The 21,599-nt window shown below is 75.4% G+C and carries 17 protein-coding genes, 3 pseudogenes and 1 riboswitch; of the genes and pseudogenes, 12 read left to right on the plus strand and 8 right to left on the minus strand.

Annotation, left to right across the window (positions count from 1 at the left end):
• The first annotated feature begins 179 nt into the window (after positions 1-179).
• Positions 180-758, plus strand: coding sequence for a hypothetical protein (locus tag LUW75_RS11795; RefSeq protein WP_462933722.1), 579 nt, complete (start codon positions 180-182; stop codon positions 756-758).
• A 64-nt stretch (positions 759-822) separates the two neighbouring features.
• On the opposite strand, the gene crcB is transcribed toward LUW75_RS11795, so the two are convergent.
• The 3 genes and pseudogenes from crcB to LUW75_RS11810 all read right to left on the minus strand — a co-directional run bounded on the left by crcB (position 823) and on the right by LUW75_RS11810 (position 2,492).
• Complete coding sequence (gene crcB / locus LUW75_RS11800; RefSeq protein WP_250335573.1) at positions 823-1,188, minus strand: fluoride efflux transporter CrcB; 366 nt, start codon at positions 1,186-1,188, stop codon at positions 823-825.
• Positions 1,189-1,698: 510 nt separating this feature from the next.
• A pseudogene (locus LUW75_RS11805) lies at positions 1,699-2,073 on the minus strand (fluoride efflux transporter FluC); the annotation flags it as partial.
• A 56-nt stretch (positions 2,074-2,129) separates the two neighbouring features.
• Positions 2,130-2,492 (minus strand): SsgA family sporulation/cell division regulator, encoded by a 363-nt coding sequence (locus LUW75_RS11810; protein WP_250335574.1) that lies wholly within the window; start codon positions 2,490-2,492, stop codon positions 2,130-2,132.
• A 479-nt stretch (positions 2,493-2,971) separates the two neighbouring features.
• Between LUW75_RS11810 and LUW75_RS11815 the strand changes: the two genes are divergently transcribed.
• Positions 2,972-4,369: a D-alanyl-D-alanine carboxypeptidase family protein gene (locus LUW75_RS11815; protein ID WP_250335575.1), complete on the plus strand. Its 1,398-nt coding sequence runs from the start codon at positions 2,972-2,974 to the stop codon at positions 4,367-4,369.
• Positions 4,370-4,389: 20 nt separating this feature from the next.
• Here the strand turns inward: LUW75_RS11815 and LUW75_RS11820 are convergent, their stop codons facing one another.
• Both LUW75_RS11820 and LUW75_RS11825 read right to left on the minus strand, forming a co-directional pair.
• A complete protein-coding gene (locus LUW75_RS11820) occupies positions 4,390-4,782 on the minus strand; it encodes a VOC family protein (RefSeq protein WP_250335576.1) in 393 nt (130 codons plus the stop codon).
• Positions 4,783-5,035: 253 nt separating this feature from the next.
• On the minus strand, positions 5,036-5,563 hold the full coding sequence (locus tag LUW75_RS11825) for an FBP domain-containing protein (protein WP_250335577.1): 528 nt from the start codon (positions 5,561-5,563) through the stop codon (positions 5,036-5,038).
• An 81-nt stretch (positions 5,564-5,644) separates the two neighbouring features.
• Between LUW75_RS11825 and LUW75_RS11830 the strand changes: the two genes are divergently transcribed.
• Positions 5,645-5,821 (plus strand): hypothetical protein, encoded by a 177-nt coding sequence (locus LUW75_RS11830; protein ID WP_250335578.1) that lies wholly within the window; start codon positions 5,645-5,647, stop codon positions 5,819-5,821.
• Between the two features lie 231 nt (positions 5,822-6,052).
• Here the strand turns inward: LUW75_RS11830 and cobN are convergent.
• Positions 6,053-9,656, minus strand: a pseudogene (gene cobN / locus LUW75_RS11840) (cobaltochelatase subunit CobN).
• A gap of 36 nt (positions 9,657-9,692) precedes the next feature.
• A riboswitch (cobalamin riboswitch) is annotated at positions 9,693-9,824 on the minus strand.
• A 10-nt stretch (positions 9,825-9,834) separates the two neighbouring features.
• On the opposite strand from cobN, the gene cobG reads away from it, so the two are divergent.
• Genes cobG through LUW75_RS11855 form a run of 3 tightly spaced genes read left to right on the plus strand, consistent with a single transcriptional unit; the run spans position 9,835 to position 13,279 of the window.
• A complete protein-coding gene (gene cobG, locus LUW75_RS11845; RefSeq protein ID WP_462933723.1) occupies positions 9,835-11,094 on the plus strand; it encodes a precorrin-3B synthase in 1,260 nt (419 codons plus the stop codon).
• Positions 11,091-11,726, plus strand: coding sequence for a precorrin-8X methylmutase (locus LUW75_RS11850; RefSeq protein ID WP_250335580.1), 636 nt, complete (start codon positions 11,091-11,093; stop codon positions 11,724-11,726). Before cobG ends, LUW75_RS11850 begins: the two co-directional genes overlap by 4 nt.
• The gene (locus LUW75_RS11855) at positions 11,723-13,279 is read left to right on the plus strand and encodes a precorrin-2 C(20)-methyltransferase (RefSeq protein WP_250335581.1); all 1,557 of its coding nucleotides are present in this window, start codon (positions 11,723-11,725) and stop codon (positions 13,277-13,279) included. The genes LUW75_RS11850 and LUW75_RS11855 overlap by 4 nt, the downstream gene beginning before the upstream one ends.
• 112 nt (positions 13,280-13,391) lie before the next feature.
• On the opposite strand, the gene LUW75_RS11860 is transcribed toward LUW75_RS11855, so the two are convergent.
• Positions 13,392-14,129 carry a cobalt-precorrin-6A reductase gene (locus LUW75_RS11860; protein WP_250335582.1) on the minus strand — a complete coding sequence of 246 codons (738 nt, stop codon included), beginning with the start codon at positions 14,127-14,129 and terminating at the stop codon, positions 13,392-13,394.
• Positions 14,130-14,155: 26 nt separating this feature from the next.
• On the opposite strand from LUW75_RS11860, the pseudogene LUW75_RS11865 reads away from it, so the two are divergent.
• The 5 genes and pseudogenes from LUW75_RS11865 to LUW75_RS11885 all read left to right on the plus strand — a co-directional run.
• A pseudogene (locus LUW75_RS11865) lies at positions 14,156-15,253 on the plus strand (cobalt-precorrin-5B (C(1))-methyltransferase); the annotation flags it as partial.
• Positions 15,254-15,683: 430 nt separating this feature from the next.
• On the plus strand, positions 15,684-16,643 hold the full coding sequence (gene pip / locus LUW75_RS11870; protein WP_284453828.1) for a prolyl aminopeptidase: 960 nt from the start codon (positions 15,684-15,686) through the stop codon (positions 16,641-16,643).
• Positions 16,644-17,306: 663 nt separating this feature from the next.
• A complete protein-coding gene (locus LUW75_RS11875) occupies positions 17,307-18,860 on the plus strand; it encodes a M28 family metallopeptidase (RefSeq protein WP_250335584.1) in 1,554 nt (517 codons plus the stop codon).
• 220 nt (positions 18,861-19,080) lie between these two features.
• On the plus strand, positions 19,081-19,377 hold the full coding sequence (locus LUW75_RS11880) for a type II toxin-antitoxin system VapB family antitoxin (RefSeq protein ID WP_003999914.1): 297 nt from the start codon (positions 19,081-19,083) through the stop codon (positions 19,375-19,377).
• A 102-nt stretch (positions 19,378-19,479) separates the two neighbouring features.
• Positions 19,480-20,124, plus strand: coding sequence for a LytR C-terminal domain-containing protein (locus LUW75_RS11885; protein ID WP_250335585.1), 645 nt, complete (start codon positions 19,480-19,482; stop codon positions 20,122-20,124).
• Between the two features lie 299 nt (positions 20,125-20,423).
• Here LUW75_RS11885 and upp read toward each other — a convergent pair whose 3' ends face one another.
• Positions 20,424-21,059 carry a uracil phosphoribosyltransferase gene (gene upp, locus LUW75_RS11890; protein WP_250335586.1) on the minus strand — a complete coding sequence of 212 codons (636 nt, stop codon included), beginning with the start codon at positions 21,057-21,059 and terminating at the stop codon, positions 20,424-20,426.
• Positions 21,060-21,147: 88 nt separating this feature from the next.
• On the opposite strand from upp, the gene LUW75_RS11895 reads away from it, so the two are divergent.
• Positions 21,148-21,330 (plus strand): hypothetical protein, encoded by a 183-nt coding sequence (locus tag LUW75_RS11895; protein WP_250335587.1) that lies wholly within the window; start codon positions 21,148-21,150, stop codon positions 21,328-21,330.
• Positions 21,331-21,599 lie beyond the last annotated feature (269 nt).

Raw genomic sequence — 21,599 nt, forward strand, 5'->3', positions numbered from 1 at the left:
GGGCGCCGGCCCGCCCGCGACGGTCGCCGTGGAGGCGGCGGACGCGGCGGCGCGGCCCGGGGGGACCGCGCGCCCCGCCCGGCGGCGAGGTGGGATCGGGGCACACGCGTTCCCGCACGGGCAAGGCACTCCCCTCGTGGCCCCCCGCCCGTGTTTTTTCGAGTTAACAGTGACGCAGAGTGCCTGCGCAAGCCCTCTCCGGCTCCGGGCCGCCGGACCGGGTCGGCACAGTACGGGCCCGTCGACCCGACCGCGCGGGGACGGCGGACGCGAACGTGGGGTACGGGGTGGACGACGACGGCGGCGGCGAGGAACGCACCGCGGCACCCGAGCCGGGAACGCCGCGGCAGGAGGTCGCCTCCACGGTGGAGAGGACGTTCCCGGAGCGGCTGGTCTCGGGCCGGGCCTTCGCCGCACTGGTCGGGGAGCGCGGCGGCTCCCTCCCGCACAGCTGCTTCTCCACCGTCCTCGCGGGCAAGGCCACCCGCCCGTCCGAGGACGTCCTGAGGGCGCTGGGCCTGGGCTTCGGCGTGGACCGGCGGTTCTTCAAGGAGGAGTCCGAGGTCGTCGACGACGTGGTGGCGGGCCTCCGGTTCCTCGCGAAGCGCCGTACCGGCGAGATCGGCGGCCCCCGGCCCGGGACGCGGAGGGCGCGGCACTCCCGGCGGAGCTGCTGGAGTCCGCGCTGCCACTGCTCGGGGAGGCCCGGGTCGCGGACTCCCCGGGGCGCCCCGGCGGACGCCGACGGGAGCCGCTGACCCCGCGCGTCCGCACCCGGCGGCTCCCGGGGCGGCCCCGGCCGGACGGCGGGCCCCGCCGGGCTCACGTCCCGCCGGGCACCCCGCCCAGGGCCGCGCCCGCCGTCACCGCGCCCAGGGACGCGGCGACCGTCACCGCCACGTTGGCGGCCGCGTACCGGAGGGAGCCCGCGCGGGTCAGGCGGAGCGTCTCGTACGAGAACGTGGAGTACGTGGTCAGCGCGCCGCACAGGCCCGTGCCCAGGAGGGCGTACGCGGGGCCCGCCACCGCCGCGCCCGCCAGGACGCCCAGGACCAGGGAGCCCAGGACGTTGACCGCCAGGGTGCCCCAGGGGAAGACCGAGTCGCGGCGGAACCGGACCGCCCGGTCGGCCAGGTACCGCAGCGAGGCGCCCAGCGCACCGCCCACCAGGACCAGCAGCCACGTCACCCGGCCGCGCCCCCGTCCGCGCACCGGACCGCCCCGCACCGCTCCGGGACCACCGGGCCGTCCGGCTTCGCCGGGAGCTCCCGGACCCGCGCGTCCCCGCCGGCGGTCACCGCCGCCACCGGCGGGTCTCCGCCCGGCGGCACCGGCCGCGCGACGCGGACCCTCGGCCGGGCGTCGGAGCCCTCCCCGCCCCGCAGGGCGCCCGCTCCGACCGGGCCCGCCCCGCGAACCCGGTGTGCAGTCCCCGCGCACCGCGGTCCGCGCCGCCACCGGTCCGGTCCCCCGGCGAGGACCGTCGACCGCGTCGCCGCGCCGGACGGCCGGGCCCGCTCCGTCACGCCCGCCCCCTCCGCGCCGACTCCCGCAGGAACCGCGTCGCCCGCGCCGCCACCGCGACCGCCAGCAGCGCCGCGGCCGGCGTGCCCGCCAGGTAGGCGAACGCCGTCGGGGCCTCCCCCGCTCCAGCAGCGCGCGGGTCTCCAGGGCGTACGCCGAGAACGTCGTGAACCCGCCCAGCAGCCCCGTGCCGACCAGGGGACGCAGCAGGCGGTGCGGGCGCCGCGCCTCTGCGAGCACCGCCGTGAACACGCCCATCAGCGCACAGCCTGCGACATTGGTCCACAGGGTCGTCCAGGGAAGGAACCCGGTGCGGCGGGCAGCGCCAGCGCCAGCGCGTACCGCGCTGCCGCGCCCAGCGCCCCGCCCAGGGCGACGGCACCGAGCAGCGGGCCGTCGAGGGCGGCGGCCCGGAGCGGGCGGGCGCCCCCGGAGCGGACGGTGCGCCCGCGGAGGACGGTGCGCCCGTCGGACGCGCGGCGGTCCACCGGCGGAGTCGGGGTCATGGCCGGGCAGCCTAGTCGCGGCCGGACCGGTGCCGCCGCGCACCTCCCGCGGGTGCCGGCGGGAGACCGGCCGGCCCCCGGCCGGTTCAGGGCCGGGGTTCAGCCGGCGGCCAGGAGGCGGTTCACCAGGCCGTCCACGTCCATCCGCTCCTCGCCCTCCGGCACCACCTCGTACGTCCGCTCCAGGAAACGCGCCAGGGCCTCCTCGCCGACCGTGAAGTCGGCTTCGCCGCACAGCTCTATGTGCACGCCCGGCCATATCCGGACGTCCCCCTCCCCGACCTCGTGCCGCATCCCCTCGCGCAGCATCCCCCGGTCCAGCCGCCACTCGGCGTACACGTAGTCGCCGTCCGTGAACGCCACCCGCACCGCGTACGGGTCGGTCTCGTCATAGGTCATATGGGCCAGCACCGGCAGTTCGTGAAGGCGCATGAAGAGCTTGTCGTGCAGGACCGCGTTCATGGGTTCCTCCCGAGGGTTTCAGGGGCGGGCTCCTAAGACGTTCCCTCCCAGGTGCCCCTCAGGGACGGCCCCTACCCTGTCGGCCGCGAATCGGCCCTGACGTGCCCGGACGATCAGCCGGCGTCCGGTGGGGGCGTGATGTGCCGCATGTCGGCTTGGAAGCTCCCCGAGGGCCGCCGGCCGGAGGCCGTCGTGCCGTGCCGGGGGCGTTCCGCGGGGCCGGTGACGGGGTGCGCCGGGCCGGGAGCGACCCCGTCCGGAGGACCCCCGGACGTTCCCCCGGGGAAACCCGGCCCCACCCTGGCCCTCCCTTCCGGGGCGGCCCCGGGCGGTCGTCCCGGTGGCGGCGGGGTGCGCGGGTGACGGCGCTCCGGGTGGGTGCGGGGCGTCCCTCCGGGCGGGTGCCGGGGGTGGCGGAGGGTACCCCGGATGGGGCACGCCAGGGGGCGGGGAGCGCTCCGGCTTCCTACCGTGGCTGAATGATCGTCAGCTCTTCGGCCCGTTTCGCCGCCGGTCTCGTCGCCCTCCTGCTGCTCGTCCTGCTCCTGCCTCTGCTCGTGCTGTCGTCCGCCGCGTCGGCCGCCGCTCCCCGCCCGGCCGAACCGGAGCCTCCGCGTCCTGGCCCCCGCGCCGACCCGGCACTGCTCCACCGTTCCGGCACCCAGGTGCGGCTGCCCCCCGGCACCACCCCGCCGCCCGCCCTGTCGGCGCGCTCCTGGCTGGTCGCGGACGCCGGCACCGGTGACGTCCTCGCCGCCCACGAGGCCCACAGACGGCTGCCGCCCGCGTCCACCCTGAAGGCCCTGTTCGCGCTCACCGTGCTGCCCAGGCTCTCGCAGACCGCCCGGCACACCGTGTCCGAGCGGGAGCTCACCGGCATCGGCGCGGGCAGCAGCCTCGTCGGTGTGAAGGAGGACGTGACGTACGGGGTAGCGGACCTCTGGCGCGGTGTGTTCCTGCACTCCGGCAACGACGCCGTCCGCGTCCTGGCCGGCCTCAACGGCGGCTGGGAGGCCACCGCCCGCCAGATGGAGGCCACCGCCCGGGCCCTCGGCGCGCTCGACACGGAGGTCGTGTCCCCGGACGGGTACGACGCGCCGGGCCAGGTCTCGTCCGCGTACGACCTCGCCGTCTTCGGCCGCGAGGGGCTGCGCGACCCGGACTTCGCCCGGTACTGCGCACTGCCCTACGCGATGTTCCCGGCGGACGGCTGGTCGTACGGCATCCGCAACACCAACCGCCTGGTCACCGGTGACGACGGCGTCGCCAAGTACCCCGGCGTCCTCGGGGTGAAGAACGGTTACACCAGCCGTGCGGGCCACACCCTGATCGCCGCCGCCCGGCGCGGCGGGCGCACCCTCGTCGTGACGGTCATGGACCCTCGCTCCGGCGGCGCCAACGCGGTGTACGAGGAGGCCAGGCAGCTGCTGGACTGGGGGTTCGGGCCCGGCGCGAAAGCCCGTCCCGTCGGTTCGCTGCTGCCGCCCGCCGCCGCGAGGCCGGTGCCCTTCGTGACGCCGAAGGCGCCGGTCGCGCCCGGGACCGGCAGGGTGGCGGCCCCGGGGAGGCCACCCGGCGGGACGCCCTCGGCCCGCGCCCCCGTGTCCGCGCCGCCTCCCGCTCCCGCGTCCGCTTCCGGCAGGACGTCCGCCGCCGGGTCCGGGGCCCCGCCCGTCGCCCGCGGCGCGTCCGCCCGGGAGGCCGCCCCGCCCGGTGACGCGCCCGGCGCGCCTGGTCCCGGCGCGGCCCGTCCGGCGGTGCGGGCGGCGGCGGCCGACGGCGGTCCGCCCGACCCCCGGGTGCCCGCCCTCCTGGTCGGTTCGGCGTGCGTGGCCGCCGTGACCCTGTGGACGGTGCGCCGTCGTGCGGCCCGCTAGGGGCGGGCCGGGGCGCCGGGTCAGGAAGCCGGGCCGCTCCCGTACGGGCGGGTCAGGATCTCCATGGCCTGGCCCGACGGGTCCAGGAAGTACAGGCCGCGCCCGCCGTCGTTGCGGTTGATCTCGCCGGGCTGCGTCCGGTGCGGGTCGGCCCAGTAGGTGATCCTGGCCTGCTGGATCCGCTCGAAGGCCGCGTCGAACTCGGCCTCCGAGATGAGGAACGCGTAGTGCTGGGAGGTGAGGTCCTCCTCGGGGACCGTCGCGAAGTCGAGGGTGACCCCGTTGGCGGTCTGCACCGGAAGGAACGGCCCCGTCTCCGGGCCGACCTCCAGTCCGAGGATGTGGGCGAGGAACTCGGCGGACTCCCGCCTGTCCCGCGCGGCGATGATGGTGTGGTTGAGCTCTACTGGCACGGTGGAACGCCTCCGTCGGGCATCTGGCGGCACCTCCATGCCCCACCCGGTCGGTGACCGGCACGCGGTGCCGTGAACCCGAGCCTAGGAAGGCGTCCCATACGAGTCGAGTGGTTTCCGGCCAGTTCGGGCACCACCGCCGCCCCGGCTCCGGCGGCCCCGTGGGGAACCGGCGCGGCTCCGGCGCCGACGCGCCGGGCGGCAGGACGCGGACGGGCGGCGCGCGAACCCCGCCCGGCACCGTCCCCGGTGCTCACGGGGCGGACGGCAGCAGGACGTTCCCCGCGAACGCGACGAGGTTGGTCCGCAGCCGGTCGATCCGCTCCCCCACCCCGAGCGACTCCTCGTGGCGGGTGCGGAGCGCGGGCTGCCGCCTGCCGCGCACGTACAGCGAACAGGCCAGGTCGGAGCAGACGTAGACGCCGACGGTGTTGCCGTCCCGGCCGGAGGCGCCCGCGCGCGGCGCGACGAGCAGCGTGACGCCGGAGGAGGCGTGCCCGGTGAGGCAGATCCGGCAGAGGCTCGACTTCACGGCGCTGGTGCGGGCCTTCTCCGGCACCCGCAGGGTGATCCCGAGGGGGCCGGCGCCCGCGTCCGGCACGGCGCCGGACGGCAGGACGAGGTGGGCGCGGAAGGGGGCGCCGGGATCGCGCCAGCCGAGGAAGTCCAGGTCCTCCCAGGGGAGGCCGGCGAAGTCGGCCGGGAGCCTGAGGCGGGCCGCGTCGCCCTTGGAGCAGTTCACGAAGGACGCGCGGATCTGTTTCTCGGAGAGGGGTTCCACGCGGGCCCACCGTACGGAAGGGCCGGGCCGGAGCGCACCCGCTTTTCCGTTTTGATGGCTCTGCGTGGGTACTCGGTGACCATGAGTACACAGACGGCCGCCGGCACCGGCGGCGCCCAGACGCCCGCCTCCCCCCAGCCCATCTCGCTCTTCCGGGACATCCAGGGCAGAGTCCGCACCTGCAGGCCCGCGCGCACGGACAGAGAGTGCGAGGACCCGGCGGCGCAGGAGTGGCACATAGTCCTGGGCGAGGACTGAGACCGCTCTCCGCCGGACGCGCACGGGCCCGTGGACGCCCGCCGGACCCGTACGGCCCCGCGAGGTCCCGGACGGGCGCTCGCGGGGCCGTGCGCGTCCCGTCCCCGGTGCCCGGGCCGGGACCGGCCCGCCGCCCCCGTCACCGGCGCCGCGGGCGCGCCGGCCACCGGGGCGGGCCGTGCCCGCCGCCCGGACCGGCGGTCCCGGCCCGGCCGCCGGCGCCCGCGGCCCCTACTCCTCGTCCCCGCCCTCGAGGTCGCCCTCGGCCTCCAGGTACACCTGCTTCAGGGCCTCCAGCACCCGCGGGTCGGGCTTGGCCCACATGCCGCGGGACTCGGCCTCCAGGAGCCGCTCCGCGATGCCGTGCAGGGCCCACGGGTTGGCCTCCTGGAGGAAGGCGCGGTTCTCCGGGTCGAGGACGTACGCCTCGGTCAGCTTGTCGTACATCCAGTCGGCGACGACACCGGTCGTGGCGTCGTACCCGAAGAGGTAGTCGACGGTCGCGGCCAGTTCGAAGGCGCCCTTGTAGCCGTGGCGGCGCATCGCCTCGATCCAGCGGGGGTTGACGACGCGCGCGCGGAACACGCGGGACGTCTCCTCGACCAGCGTCCGCGTGCGCACCGTCTCCGGGCGGGTCGAGTCGCCGATGTACGCCTCGGGCGCCGTTCCGCGCAGCGCGCGGACGGTGGCGACCATGCCGCCGTGGTACTGGAAGTAGTCGTCGGAGTCCGCGATGTCGTGCTCGCGCGTGTCCGTGTTCTTCGCGGCCACGGCGATCCGCCGGTACGCCGTCTCCATCTCCTCGCGCGCGGGGCGTCCGTCCAGGCCCCGGCCGTACGCGAAGCCGCCCCACACCGTGTACACCTCGGCGAGGTCCGCGTCGGTGCGCCAGTCGCGGGAGTCGATCAGCTGGAGGATGCCGGCGCCGTACGTGCCGGGGCGGGAGCCGAAGATGCGGGTCGTGGCGCGCCGCTCGTCGCCGTGCTCGGCCAGGTCGGCCTGCGCGTGGGCGCGGACGAAGTTCTCCGTCTCGGGTTCGTCCAGGGAGGCGGCGAGCCGCACCGCGTCGTCCAGCAGCCCGATCGTGTGCGGGAACGCGTCGCGGAAGAAGCCGGAGATGCGCAGCGTCACGTCGATCCGGGGGCGGCCGAGCTCGGCGAGCGGGATCGGCTCCAGGCCGTTGACCCGGCGCGAGGCGTCGTCCCAGACGGGCCGGACGCCCAGCAGCGCCAGCGCCTCCGCGACGTCGTCGCCGCTGGTGCGCATCGCGCTGGTGCCCCACAGGGAGAGGCCGACCGAGGTGGGCCAGTCGCCGTTATCGCCGCGGTACCGCTCCAGCAGCGAGTCGGCGAGGGCCTGCCCGGTCTCCCAGGCGAGGCGCGACGGGACGGCCTTCGGGTCGACGGAGTAGAAGTTCCGGCCGGTCGGCAGGACGTTGACCAGGCCGCGCAGCGGCGAGCCGGACGGCCCGGCCGGCACGAAGCCGCCGTTGAGCGCGTGCACCGCGTGGTCGAGCTCGGCGGTGGTCGCGGCGAGGCGCGGCACGACCTGGCGGGCGGCGAAGTCGAGGACGGCGGCGACCTGCTCGCCGTGCCCCTCCGCCACGGCCGCCACCGCGGCCGGGTCCCAGCCGGCGTCCTCCATGGCCTCGACGAGGGCGCGCGCCCGGGCCTCCGCCTCGTCGGCGGTGGTGCGGGTCGCGGCGGACTCGTCCAGGCCGAGCGCCTCGCGCAGGCCGGGCAGCGCCTGCGTGCCGCCCCAGATCTGGCGGGCGCGCAGGATGGACAGGACCAGGTTGACCCGCTCGGGACCGGTCGGGGCGGCGCCCAGGACGTGGAGGCCGTCGCGGATCTGCGCGTCCTTCACCTCGCACAGCCAGCCGTCGACGTGCAGGAGGAAGTCGTCGAACCCGTCGTCGTCGGGCCGGTCCTCCAGGCCGAGGTCGTGGTCGAGGCGGGCGGCCTGGATGAGGGTCCAGATCTGCGCGCGGATGGCGGGCAGCTTCGCCGGGTCCATGGAGGAGATCTGCGCGTACTCGTCGAGCAGCTGCTCCAGGCGGGCGATGTCTCCGTAGGAGTCGGCGCGGGCCATCGGCGGCACGAGGTGGTCGACGAGCGTGGCGTGGGCGCGCCGCTTGGCCTGGGTGCCCTCACCCGGGTCGTTGACGAGGAAGGGGTAGACCAGCGGCAGGTCGCCGAGGGTCGCGTCGGGGCCGCAGGCGGCGGACAGCCCGGCGTTCTTGCCGGGCAGCCACTCCAGGTTGCCGTGCTTGCCGAGGTGGACCATGGCGTCGGCGCCGAAGCCGCCGTCCGACGCGGGGGGTGGCGATCCAGCGGTAGGCGGCCAGGTAGTGGTGGGAGGGCGGCAGATCCGGGTCGTGGTAGATCGCGATCGGGTTCTCGCCGAAGCCGCGCGGCGGCTGGATGAGGATCAGCAGGTTCCCGCGGCGCAGCGCGGCGAGGACGATGTCGCCCTCGGGATTGCGGGACCGGTCGACGAACATCTCGCCGGGCGGCGGGCCCCAGTGCTCCTCGACGGCCGAGCGCAGCTCCTCCGGCAGGGTCGCGAACCAGCGCCGGTAGTCGGCGGCCGGGATGCGGACCGGGTTGCGGGCGAGCTGCTCCTCGGTGAGCCAGTCCTGGTCGTGGCCGCCGGCCTCGATGAGGGCGTAGATCAGCTCGTCGCCGTCGCCGGACGCGAGGCCCGGCACGTCCTCGCCGCCGAAGTCGTACCCCTCCTCCCGCAGCCGGCGCAGCAGGGCGACGGCGGAGGCGGGCGTGTCGAGGCCGACGGCGTTGCCGATGCGGGAGTGCTTCGTCGGGTACGCGGAGAGGACCAGCGCCAGGCGCTTCTCGGCGTTCGGGATGTGCCGCAGCCGGGCGTGGCGGACAGCGATCCCGGCGACGCGGGCCGCGCGCTCGGGGTCGGGGACGTACGCGGGCAGGCCGTCCTCGTCGATCTCCTTGAAGGAGAACGGGACGGTGATGAGCCGGCCGTCGAACTCCGGGACGGCGACCTGGCTGGCCGCGTCGAGCGGGGAGAGGCCCTCGTCGTTCTCCTCCCAGTCGGCGCGCGACCCGGTGAGGCACAGTGCCTGGAGGACGGGCACGTCGAGCGAGGCGAGCGCACCCGCGTCCCACGCCTCCTCGTCGCCGCCGGCCTGGGCCTCGGCGGGCTTGGTGCCGCCGGCGGCGAGGACGGTGGTGACGACGGCGTCGGCGCCGCGCAGCCGGTCCAGCAGCTCCGGCTCGGGGGCGCGCAGGGAGGCGACGTACAGCGGGAGTGCGCGACCGCCGGCGTCCTCGACGGCGTCGCAGAGGGCGCCGACGAAGGCGGTGTTGCCGCTCATGTGGTGGGCGCGGTAGTAGAGCACGGCGACGGTCGGGCCGTCGGTGGTGCGGGGGGTGCGCTCCAGGGGGCCCCAGGTGGGGGCGGCGGCCGGCGGGTCGAAGCCGTGGCCGGTGAGCAGGACCGTGTCGGACAGGAAGCGGGCGAGCTGCTCCAGGTTGTCCGGGCCGCCGTGGGCGAGGTAGGCGTGCGCCTCGGTGGCGACGCCGATGGGGACGGTGGACGCCTCCATCAGCTGGGCGTCGGGCGCCTGCTCGCCGGTCAGGAAGACGACGGGGCGTTCCTGGGCGCGGAGCAGGTCGATGCCCTCCTCCCAGGCGCGCAGCCCGCCGAGGAGGCGTACGACGACGAGGTCGGCGCCGTCGAGGAGGTCGGGCAGCTCGTCGATGGGGAGGCGTGCGGGGTTGGCGAACCGGTACTCGACCGGGCCGCCGGCCGCGCGGGCGCTCAGCAGGTCGGTGTCGGAGTGCGAGAGCAGCAGGATCACGGCGTGCCGGGCCTTCCTCGGGGTGTCCTCGCCCCGGGTGGTCGTGGGTGGCGGGAGTTCCTGACTCGCGGGACCGGGGAGGCCCTGCTCACAGTGGCGGGACCGCGCCGGACTCGCACCGGGCTTCCTCCCTAGGGTCCTGGGACCCTGTGCCGTCTGCATAGTAGAGGCTGCGCGTATGCTCGCCGCCATGCCGCCCAGCCGCTCAAAGCCCCGGAACGGGGGCGAAACCCACATACGGGACCGTGTCCGCGACCGCGCCGACGCGTGCCCCGGTGCGCTGCGGCTGCACCGCGCGGACGACGGCGGGCTGGCCCGGTTGCGGCTTCCGACCGGGGTCCTGACACCTCGGCAGGCGGATGCCCTGGCCGATGCGGCGGACCGGTTGGGCGACGGCCGGATCGGGATCACCTCACGCGGCAACATCGACCTGCGCGGCCTGCCCGACGACTGCGGGTCCACCCTCGCGGACCTGCTCGGCGAGGCGGGGCTGCTGCCGTCGGCGGCGCACGAACGGGTGCGGAACGTGGTCGTCTCGCCCCTGTGCGGACTGGACGGACGGGCACTCGGGGACGCCCTGGCGTGGGCGCGGGAACTGGACGCGCTGCTGTGCGCGCACACCTGGACGACGGGTCTGTCCGGGCGCTTCCTCTTCGCCGTGGACGACGGGCGCGGGGACGTGGTCGGGCTGGGCGGCGATGTGACGTTGCTCGCAGAGTCGGGGGGCCGCGCTCTGGTACGGATCGGGGGCCTGGCGTGGCGGGTGGCCGCACAGGACGCCCCGCCGGCCGCGCTGGCCGCCGCGGAGGCGTTCCTGACGGTGGCCCGGGAGTCGGGCACGGGTGCCTGGCGCGTGGCCGACCTGCCCGGCGGCCGCTTCGTGGAGGCCGCCGTGACGGAGCGTCTGGCCGGTGCCGGGGTGGCCGCGTCACCGGCCCGGGCGGATGCGCCGCCGGTGGCCGCACCGCCGGAGCCCGGCCTGGTCGGCGACCGCGCCGTGTCGGTCGCGGCGCCCCTGGGGCGGGTCTCCAGCGGGCAGCTCCGCGCCCTCGCGGCGGAGCCCGCCGGCGAGGTGCGGGTGACCCCGTGGCGGGGCTTCGTCGTGGCGGGCCTGCCCGGCCGCGCTGCGGCGGAGGAGCGGCTCGCGGCCCTGCACGACGCCGGGTACCTCACCCGTCCCGGCTCGCCCTGGCTGGCGGTCACCGCCTGCACGGGGCGGCCGGGCTGCGGCAAGGCGCTGGCCGACGTACGGGCGGACGCCCGGCCGCTGGACGACGCGGCGCTCCGGGGGCTGCCCGCACACTGGTCCGGATGCGACCGGCGGTGCGGTCACCCGCAGGGCGACTGGGTGGACGTCCTGGCCACCGGCGACGGCGCGTACGGCATCACCGTACGGACCGCGCGACGAGACAACGACGACGCACAGGCACAGAGATGAGCGGGAGCACAGTGTTCGACTACGAGAAGGACGGCGCGGAGATCTACCGCCAGTCCTTTGCCACGATCCGCGCCGAAGCGGATCTCGCGGGGCTGCCCGACGACGTCAGCCGGGTCGCCGTGCGGATGATCCACGCCTGCGGCATGGTCGACCTCGTCCGCGACCTCGCCTACACGCCGGAGGCCGTCTCCCGCGCCCGCGCCGCGCTCCGCTCCGGCGCGCCGATCCTGTGCGACGCGCAGATGGTCGCCAGCGGTGTCACCCGCAAGCGGCTCCCCGCCGACAACGAGGTGGTCTGCACCCTCTCGGACCCCTCCGTCCCGGATCTCGCCGCCGAGCTGGGCACGACCCGCAGCGCGGCGGCCCTGGAGTTGTGGCGCGACCGCATGGAGGGCTCGGTCGTGGCGATCGGGAACGCTCCCACCGCCCTGTTCCGGCTGCTGGAGATGGTCCGCGACGGCGCTCCCCGCCCGGCCGCGGTGCTCGGCATACCGGTCGGGTTCATCGGCGCCGCCGAGTCCAAGGACGCCCTGGCGGCCTCGGACCTCGACCACATCGTCGTACGGGGCCGGCGCGGCGGCAGCGCCATGGCGGCCGCGGCGGTCAACGCGATCGCGAGCGAGGCGGAATGAGCGCGCACGTTTCACGTGAAACCTCCGCCGGGACGGGCACGGGGGCCGGCGGCACCGGAAAGCTGTACGGCGTCGGTCTCGGCCCCGGCGACCCGTCGCTGATGACCCTGCGCGCGGTGGAGGTCATCGCCCGGGCCGACGTCGTCGCGTACCACTGCGCTCGCCACGGCCGGTCCATCGCCCGGTCCATCGCGGCGGAGCACATCCGTGAGGACCACGTCGAGGAGCGGTTGACGTACCCGCTCACGGTGGAGACGACGGACCACCCCGGCGGCTACCGGGGCGCGCTGGACGACTTCTACGAGGAGGCGTCGGCACGGCTCGCCGCGCACCTCGACGCGGGCCGGACGGTGGCGGTGCTCGCCGAGGGCGACCCGCTGTTCTACGGCTCCTACCAGCACATGCACAAACGCCTCGCGCACCGCTACGAGACCGAGGTCGTCCCCGGCGTCACCTCCGTCAGCGCCGCCGCGGCGACCATCGGCAAGCCGCTGGTGGAGGCCGAGGAGGTCCTGACGATCGTTCCGGGAACGCTGCCCGAGGACGAACTGACGGCCCGCCTCGCGGCGACCGACTCGGCGGTGGTGATGAAGCTGGGCCGGACCTTTCCGGCGGTGCGCCGCGCCCTGGAGCGTACGGACCGGCTCGCGGACGCCCACTACGTGGAGCGCGCCACCATGGAGGGCCGGCGCACGGCGGCGCTCGCGGACGTGGACCCCGCCTCGGTGCCGTACTTCTCGGTGGCGGTGCTGCCGTCCCGCGTCGACACGGGTCCGGCCGAGCCCGAGCGGGGCGAGGTGGTCGTCGTCGGCACCGGCCCGGCGGGGCCGCAGTGGCTGACGCCGGAGAGCCGCGGCGCGCTCGCCTCGGCGACCGACCTGGTGGGCTACACGACGTACCTGGACCGGGTGCCGGTGCGGCCGGGCCAGCGACGGCACGGGTCCGACAACAAGGTGGAGTCGGAGCGGGCCGAGTTCGCCCTGGACCTGGCGCGCCGCGGACGGCGCGTGGCGGTCGTGTCGGGCGGTGACCCGGGGGTCTTCGCCATGGCGACGGCGGTCCTGGAGGCCGCGTCGCAGGAGGAGTACGCGGACGTGCCGGTGCGCGTCCTGCCGGGTGTGACCGCGGCCAACGCGGCCGCGGCCAGGGCGGGTGCGCCGCTGGGACACGACTACGCCACGATCTCCCTGTCGGACCGGCTCAAGCCGTGGGAGGTCATCGCCGGGCGCCTGCGCGCGGCGGCCGCCGCCGACCTGGTGCTGGCGCTGTACAACCCGGGGTCGCGCAGCCGTACCTGGCAGGTGGCCAAGGCCCGTGAGCTGCTGCTGGAGCTCCGCGCCCCCGACACGCCGGTCGTGGTGGCGCGGGACGTGGGCGGCCCGCAGGAGTCCGTCCGGGTGGTGTCGCTCGTCGACCTGGACCCGGCCGAGGTCGACATGCGGACGCTGCTGCTCGTCGGCTCGTCGCAGACGCGGGCCGTACGGCGCGGCGACGGCACCGCGGTGGCCTGGACGCCGCGGCGGTATCCCCAGGCACCGGCGGGCGGCGTCTGAGGGGCACCGGACGGGGGCCGGCCCCGCCCTTCCGCCGTGCGGCTTTCCTATGCGGCGGCCGGACTCCTTCCGCGCCGCGCGCCCCGGCGGGCGGGGCAGCGGCCCCGGGCGGTCAGCCGGTCGAGGCGGCCACCCAGGCGGCGGCCTCCTCCACCGTCGAGACGACCGGGACGCCGTCGGGGACGGGCGGCCGGCGGACGATCACCACCGGCACACCCGCCTCGCGGGCGGCCGCCAGCTTCGGGGCCGTGGCCGCGCCGCCGCTGTCCTTGGTGACCAGCACGTCGATCCCGTACGACCGCAGGACCTCGCGCTCCCCGTCCAACGTGAAGGGGCCCCGGTCGAGCAGGACCTCCATCCGCGCCGGGTGCGGCGGCTCCGGCGGGTCCACCGAGCGGACCAGGAACCACGCCTCGGGCACGTCCGCGAAGGCCGCCAGACCCATGCGGCCCGTGGTCAGGAACACCCGCCGCCCGAGCCCCCGCACGGTGCGCGCCGCCTCGTCCAGGGACGCGACCGGGTGCCAGTCGTCGCCCTCCACGGGGGTCCACCCGGGGCGCCGCAGGGCGAGCAGGGGAACATGGGACCTGGCGGCGGCCCGCGCCGCGTTGAAACTGATCGTCCCGGCGAAGGGGTGAGTGGCGTCGATGACCGCGTCCACCTGGTGCTCCCGCACCCAGCGGGCCAGACCGCCGGCACCGCCGAAGCCGCCCACCCGCACCTCGCCCGGCAGCGGCTTCGGGGCGGCGACCCGGCCCGCGAGCGAGCTGGTCACCCGGACGCCGTCCGCGTCCAGCCTCTCCGCCAGGCGGCGGCCCTCGGTCGTGCCGCCGAGGATCAACACGTGCATGGGACACCGTCCATGAGTACGAGCGGGGGCGCACCGCCCAACTCAAGCACACCGGCCTCCGGCCCGGCTGGACGACCGGCGCCTGTGCGACGGCGGCCGCCACGGCCGCCTACACCGCCCTGCTGACCGGGGACTTTCCCGACCCGGTGACGATCACGCTGCCGAAGGGGCAGACCCCGGCCTTCGCGCTCGCCGCGGAGGAGCACGGCGGCTCGTACGCGATGGCGGGCGTCGTGAAGGACGCAGGCGACGACCCGGACGTGACGCACGGGGCGCTCGTCCGCTCGACGGTACGGCTGCTGCCGCCCGGCTCCGGCGTCGTGTTCCGCGCCGGGCCCGGGGTCGGCACCGTCACCCGGCCGGGCCTCCCCCTCGCCGTGGGCGAGCCCGCCGTCAACCCGGTACCGCGGCAGATGATCCGCGACCACGTGGCGCGGGTCGCCGCCGCGCACGGCGGCACCGGCGACGTGGAGGTCACCGTCTCCGTGGACGACGGCGAGGAGATCGCCCGTTCCACGTGGAACGGGCGCCTCGGCATCCTCGGCGGCCTGTCCATCCTCGGCACGACCGGGATCGTCGTGCCGTACTCGTGCTCCGCGTGGATCGACTCCATCCGCCGCGGTGTGGACGTGGCGCGCGCCGCGGGCCGCACCCATGTCGCGGGCTGCACGGGATCGACCTCCGAGAGGACCGTCGCGTCCCTGTACGGCCTGCCGGAGGACGCCCTCCTCGACATGGGCGACTTCGCGGGCGCCGTGCTGAAGTACGTCCGCCGCCACCCGGTGGACCGGCTCACCATCTGCGGCGGCTTCGCGAAGCTGTCCAAACTGGCGGCGGGCCACCTGGACCTGCACTCGGCACGCTCCCAGGTCGACAAGGCGCTCCTCGCGGACCTCGCCCGCGAGGCGGGTGCAGACGAGTCCCTCGCCGCCGAGGTCGCCGTCGCCAACACGGGCCTGGCGGCCCTGCAGCTCTGCGCCGCCCAGGGCGTCCCCCTTGGCGACCGGGTCGCGGAGACCGCTCGCGACCAGGCACTTTCCGTACTCCGCGGCGCTCCGGTCGTGGTCGACGTCGTCTGCATCGACCGCGCGGGCACGATCGTGGGCCGCAGCGCCCCCCGCTAGGCCGCCTGGCCTCCCGTCGGACCCCCGGGCCCCGGGCCTTCCGGGGCGGGTCCGGCGCGCCCGACCCGGTCGGCGCCCGGCTGCCTGCGGGCCGCGGCGGGTCCGTCCCACCGAACCGTCTGCGCCACCGGACGGACCGCCCCACCGAACGGACCGTGTCGCCAAACGGACCGCCCCACCGAACAGACCGTGTCGCCGAGGGTGCCTGCCGTCGGGGCTCGCGCCACCGAGCCCGGCAGCCGTACGGGACGGCCCGGCCCGGTGCCCTGGCACGAACCGGTGGCCGCCCCGCGCCGAAATCCTCCGGCCGCCGGTCCCGCGGTCGGGGACGTCCGGCGGGCCGGGGCGGACGCCCGGTGGTCCCGGCCGTGGTCGCACCGGATCACGACCGCTAACGTGACGGCACCGTCGTGGTCGAGAGGGGACCGGTGTGCACCCGCGGAACGGACCCTACGAGCAGGGGATGCTCGATGTCGGGGACGGCAACCTCCTCCACTGGGAGACCCACGGCAACCCTTCCGGCAAACCGGCCCTCGTCGTGCACGGCGGACCGGGCTCCGGCAGCGATCCGGGTGCCGTGCGCCGCTTCGACCTCACCCGCTACCGCGTCGTCCTCTTCGACCAGCGAGGCTGCGGCCGCAGCACCCCGCACGCGAGCGACCCTGCCACCGACCTGGCCGTCAACACCACGCACCACCTCCTTTCCGACATGGAACGGCTCCGCCTCCACCTGGGCGTCGACCGCTGGCTGCTGTACGGCGGCTCATGGGGGGCGACGCTCCTGCTGGCGTACGCCGAGGCCCACCCGGACCGCGTCACGGAGATCGTCGTTCCGGCCGTCACGACGACCCGCCGCTCCGAGATCGCCTGGTTGTACGAGGGTGTGGGCCGGTTCTTCCCGGAGGCCTGGGAGCGGTTCCGGGAAGGTTCGGGCACCGACGCGGACACCGCCGCCGACTTGGTCGCCGCGTACGCCCGCCTGACCGGTCATCCCGACCGGGACGTGCGGGAGAAGGCCACGGCCGACTGGTGCGCCTGGGAGGACGCGGTGGTGTCCCCGGAGGAAGCGGGGACCCCGTACGCGGACAGGCCGGACGTGGGCCGCCTCGCGATGGTCCGCATCTGCGCGCACTACTTCTCCCACGGCGCCTGGCTGGAAGAGGGCGCCCTGCTGCGTGACGCGCACCGGCTCGCAGGCATCCCCGGTGTCCTCGTCCACGGCCGGCTGGACCTGGGCAGTCCGCCCACCACCGGGTGGGAGCTGGCCCGCGCGTGGCCGGACGCCGAACTGACCGTCGTGGCGGACTCCGGCCACCTGGGCACGGAGACGACCCGCGCGCACGTCCGCGCGGCCCTGGACCGCTTCGCCTCGGGGCACCCTGCCCTGTGACCCCGCAGGCGCAAGCCGCCGTGCGGGCTCGCGCCCCGTGCGCGACCATCGGTTCACGAGCACCCGTGGCCCCGGCTCCGTCTCCCGGTCCGGAGCGGACGCCTCCCTCCCACGGGGCCCGTCGGCCGCGCTCGCCGGAGCACCGGCCCGGCGGGACCCCGGGAGGTGAGCGCTCCCCGGTCCGTACGGTGTCGCCGGCCGCACGGGCGCCGACCGCCGCCTCGGCGGCGAAGGCACCGCCGCAGCCGTCCGGCGGAAGGCGACCTCCGTCGGCGGGGCACGGCCGCAGGCCCGCGGGCGGAAGGCGCGGTGCCCCCTCGCACCGCCCGTCGGGCGGCCCGGACGTCGGCGGGAGGCGACCGGACCGTGCGGGAAGGCCGCGCCGCGCCGACCGGTCGCGGACCCCGCCGGGTCCACGGAGCCGACTCGGGCGCGTGCAGGGGAACAGGAGGTGGAGTACGCGGCCGAGGCCGCGAAGGGCAAGTCGAAGTTGTGATCGATCCATGTACCGAGGGTGACGGATCGAGGGGATCCACCCTGTGGAACGTCCACAGCTTTCTGGAAAAGTATGAAAAAGCAAGGGGAGTTGTGGAAGACCTGTTCCCAGAAACGCGGTGGGTCGCTAGCTTCCCCCTGAACCTCGTCCGTACGGAAAGGATTTCCGTGAACGCGTCCCCTCGCAGAGTTGTGGCCGCCCTGGCCGCAGCCGCGCTCACCACCCCCCTCCTGCTGGCCTCGGCCTCCCCCGCTTCCGCCGAGCGCGTCACTCCGGCCAAGGAGGCGTCGAAGCTCGCCCGCAAACTGGTCGACTCGGCCTCCGCCGGCAGCGCCCACCAGCACCTGCGGAAGTTCCAGCAGATAGCCGACACGGCCGGCGGCAACCGCGCGGCGGGCACGCTCGGTTACGACGCCTCGGCGGCGTACGTGTACCAGCAGCTGAAGAAGGCCGGGTACGACGTCTCGTACCAGGAGTTCCCGTTCATGTACACCGAGACGCAGGAGCAGAAGCTGGCCGTCGTCTCGCCCTCCCCCCGCGACATCGCCGTCTCCGCGATGACGTACACCAAGTCGACCCCGGTCGGCGGCACGAGGGCCGCGCTGGCCGGCGCCCCGGTCGACGCGGACGGCTCGCACGGCTGCGAGCCGACGGACTTCGCCGCGGGCGCGTTCACCGGCAGGATCGCGCTCGTCCAGCGCGGCGGCTGCGCGTTCGCGGTGAAGCAGGCCAACGCCGCCGCGGCCGGCGCCGTCGGCGCCCTCGTCTACAACAACGTGGAGGGTGCCCTGAGCGGCACGCTCGGCTCCGCCGCGGACGCGAAGATCCCCACGGGCGGCATCTCGAAGGCGGACGGCGAGGCCCTCGCCGCCGCCGTGGCCGCCGGCCCGGTGGAGGTGAACCTGGAGCTCCGCCAGCTCCACGAACAGCGGACCACGCGGAACGTCATCGCCGAGACCCAGCGGGGGAACGCCGCGAACACGGTGATGCTCGGCTCCCACCTCGACTCGGTCACCGCCGGGCCCGGGATCAGCGACAACGGTTCCGGTTCGGCCGGCCTGCTCGACGTGGCCCTCAAGTTCGCCAAGTACAAGGACAAGACCACCAACAAGGTGCGGTTCGCCTGGTGGGGCGCGGAGGAGATCGGTCTGCTCGGCTCCGAGCACTACGTCGGTGCCCTCGACGAGCTCGGCCGCAAGGAGATCAAGCTCTACCTGAACTTCGACATGATCGCCTCGCCCAACTACGGTCTGTTCGTCTACGACGGCGACGACTCGGACGGCGTCGGCGCTCCCGCCGGCCCGACGGGCTCCGCCCAGCTGGAGCAGGACATCAACGCGTTCCTCGACCGGCAGGGCCACCCGCACGAGGGCACGGACTTCACCGGGCGCTCCGACTACGGCCCGTTCGTCGCGGTGGGCATCCCGTCCGGCGGTACGTTCACGGGTGCCGAGGGCATCAAGACCGCCGCTCAGGCGCAGAAGTTCGGCGGGACCGCGGGTGTCGCGTACGACTCCTGCTACCACACGGCGTGCGACGACCTGGACAACATCGACATGAAGGCCTTCGACGTCAACATCGATGTCATAGCCAACGCCGTGGGCACCTACGCCCACGACCTGAGCTCGCTGCGCAAGCCGGTCGAGTCCGTTCCGACGAGCGGCGGCGAGGGCAGCGGCGGCGGCCTGCACGACAACCACGGTCACGAGGCCACCGAGTGACATCCGGATGGCCGCCGCACCGCCACCGGGCCAACGCCCCGTAGCGGCACGGTGTCCCTTCCGGCGGGTGGCGGTCCTTCCCCCATGGGGCGGCCGGACCGCCACCCGCCGGGCCCCATGGGCGGAATGTCCCGTTCGCCATGATCGCCGCGTCCCTCGCGAGAGGGCATCCGTCGTCTCCCGGCTGCGCCGGACGCCGCTTGCCCGGTAGGCTTTCCGTGTGATCTTCAAGCGCATCGGTAACGGGCGGCCGTATCCCGACCACGGCCGGGAAAGCACCCGGCAGTGGGCGGATGTCGCGCCGCGTCCGGTCCGCCTCGATCAGCTCGTCACCACCAAGGGCCAACTGGACCTCGAAACGCTCCTCGCCGAGGACTCGACGTTCTACGGTGACCTCTTCGCGCACGTCGTGAAGTGGCAGGGCGATCTGTACCTCGAGGACGGCCTTCACCGCGCCGTACGCGCGGCCCTGCAGCAGCGGCAGGTACTGCACGCACGCGTGCTGGAGCTCGACTGACCCCTTCGGGAAAGACTCCTTCCGGAGCGTTTCCCACCCGTCCGGCCCTCAGTCGCTGATCGTTTAGTAGGCATAGTCACCAGGTCGCATTACGCTGCGCCCATGAGCATGCTCACTCCCCCCGGCATGGGCGGAAAGTACCGCATCACGGGCACCACGTACCCCCGTATGCGCCGGCCCCGCCGCGGCCGGATCGCGGTCGCCGGCATCGCCTCGGCTGCCGCGCTCGGCCTGGCCGGCTGGGGGACGTTCCAGCTCATCGACGTGTTCGGCGGCGGGAGCGGAAAAGCGGTGCGGTCCACGACCGCCGGTGCCTGCGAGTCGGCGAGCCCCTCGCCCGCCGTTCGGGCCGTCGGTTTCCCGAAGCCGGCCGACATCACCGTGAACGTCTACAACGCGACGCCGCGGAGTGGACTGGCGAAGGCCACGGCGGAGGAACTCAGGAAGCGCGGCTTCACGATCGGCAAGGTCGGCAACGCGCCGATCGCCTACGACAAGAAGGTACCCGGCACCGGCGTCCTGCTCGGTGCCCGAGGGGCCGCGAAGGGCGCCTTCCCGGTCCTGGGAACGCACCTGAAGGGCGCCTCGGCCAAGACGGACACACGGGCGACGGCCGACGTCGACCTGATCATCGGCACGGCGTTCAGGTCCCTGGCGGCCCCGCAGGACGCGACGGCCTCGATGACCGCCCTGCTGTACCCGAAGCCCGAGCCCGAGCCCGCGGACTGCGCCCCGAAGCCCCGGTAGCGGCGGCCGGGACGCGCACCGGGCCGGGGTGCCGGCGCCCCGGTGCGGCCGCGCCCGCCCGCTGTCCGGCCTGTACGCGCGCAGGCCGTTCCCCGGTCCAGCCCGCTCTCCGGCCCCGCCCGGCCTCCGGAGCACGCCCGGACCGGCACAGGACGACCGGCCGCCGCACCCACCCGGCTCCCGGGAGGGAGCCATCCACCCGGCTCCCGGGAGGGAGCCATCCGCCCGGCGCCCCGGGAGGGGCCCCGAACAGCGGGAGACGGCGCTCCGGCCGCCGCACCCGCCCGGGGCCGCGGGGACTACTCCGCCGCGCCGTACATCCGGTCACCGGCGTCGCCCAGACCGGGGACGATGTAGCCGTGCTCGTTGAGGCGCTCGTCGACCGAGGCCGTGACGACCGTCACCGGCGCGCCCTCCAGGTCGCGCTCCATCACCGCGACGCCCTCCGGGGCAGCCAGCAGGACGACCGCCGTCACGTCGTCGGCCCCCCGCCCGATCAGTTCGCGGATCGCCGCGACCAGCGTGCCGCCCGTGGCCAGCATGGGGTCGAGGACGTAGACCTGGCGCCCGGACAGGTCCTCGGGCATCCGCGTCGCGTACGTCGACGCCTCCAGCGTCTCCTCGTTGCGGATCATTCCGAGGAACCCGACCTCGGCGGTCGGCAGCAGCCGCACCATCCCGTCGAGCATGCCCAGCCCGGCACGGAGGATCGGCACCACCAGGGGCCGCGGGTGCGACAGCTTCACCCCGGTCGTCGCGGTGACCGGCGTCTCGATCGCCACCTGCTCGGTGCGCACGTCCCGTGTCGCCTCGTACGCGAGCAGGGTGACCAGTTCGTCGGCGAGCCGCCGGAAGGTGGGCGAGTCGGTGCGCTTGTCACGCAGCGTGGTGAGTTTGTGCGCCACCAGCGGGTGGTCGACGACGTGGATCCGCATGCCCACAACAGTAGCCCGCACTGGTATCAACCCACCTCCGGGAGGGAAGGCGGAGTCGGACGGACGCTCCCGGGGTGGTGGTGTGGTCATGTCTGACCAGGAAGGACCCGGCGGCCGCCGGTCTGCGGACGACGCGGAGCGCAGGCGCCGCAGAGCGCAGTTCCTGCGCGACCTGAACGAGGCGCGGGCGCTGCGCGAGCGCGTCCAGCCGCGCCGCGCCAGAGCGGCGCGGATGCGGCAGGTGATGCGTATGCGGACGTTCCGCTGGTGATCCGGCGCCGCCTCCGGCGGAACCCGGCGGCCCCGCCGCACCCCCTCGGCCTCGCCCCCGGTCACGGCCGGCGGCACGATCCACGACGCCGGCGGCACGACGTACGAAGACCGGACCGCCGCCGGTGACGTACCGCACACCAGTTCGTCGCCCGCCGGTCACACGCCGCGTGTACGCTCCCGGCGGATCCGCGGCCGACACCTCGCCGCTCCCCTTCCCGATCATGGTGGCATCCGGTGGGAGAGGACCGGGGCGGCATGGCGCCGACC

This window comes from Streptomyces sp. MRC013, from assembly GCF_023614235.1.
Taxonomy (GTDB): domain Bacteria; phylum Actinomycetota; class Actinomycetes; order Streptomycetales; family Streptomycetaceae; genus Streptomyces.

What these genes read in the sequence shown, in the direction of transcription:
- LUW75_RS11810 (WP_250335574.1), bottom strand. Translation starts at nt 2,492, where the DNA reads ATGAACGCGGTCCTGCACGACAAGCTCTTCATGCGCCTTCACGAACTG.
- LUW75_RS11815 (WP_250335575.1), top strand. Translation starts at nt 2,972, where the DNA reads ATGATCGTCAGCTCTTCGGCCCGTTTCGCCGCCGGTCTCGTCGCCCTC.
- LUW75_RS11830 (WP_250335578.1), top strand. Translation starts at nt 5,645, where the DNA reads ATGAGTACACAGACGGCCGCCGGCACCGGCGGCGCCCAGACGCCCGCC.
- cobG (WP_462933723.1), top strand. Translation starts at nt 9,835, where the DNA reads ATGCTCGCCGCCATGCCGCCCAGCCGCTCAAAGCCCCGGAACGGGGGC.
- LUW75_RS11850 (WP_250335580.1), top strand. Translation starts at nt 11,091, where the DNA reads ATGAGCGGGAGCACAGTGTTCGACTACGAGAAGGACGGCGCGGAGATC.
- LUW75_RS11855 (WP_250335581.1), top strand. Translation starts at nt 11,723, where the DNA reads ATGAGCGCGCACGTTTCACGTGAAACCTCCGCCGGGACGGGCACGGGG.
- LUW75_RS11860 (WP_250335582.1), bottom strand. Translation starts at nt 14,129, where the DNA reads ATGCACGTGTTGATCCTCGGCGGCACGACCGAGGGCCGCCGCCTGGCG.
- LUW75_RS11885 (WP_250335585.1), top strand. Translation starts at nt 19,480, where the DNA reads ATGAGCATGCTCACTCCCCCCGGCATGGGCGGAAAGTACCGCATCACG.
- upp (WP_250335586.1), bottom strand. Translation starts at nt 21,059, where the DNA reads ATGCGGATCCACGTCGTCGACCACCCGCTGGTGGCGCACAAACTCACC.
- LUW75_RS11895 (WP_250335587.1), top strand. Translation starts at nt 21,148, where the DNA reads ATGTCTGACCAGGAAGGACCCGGCGGCCGCCGGTCTGCGGACGACGCG.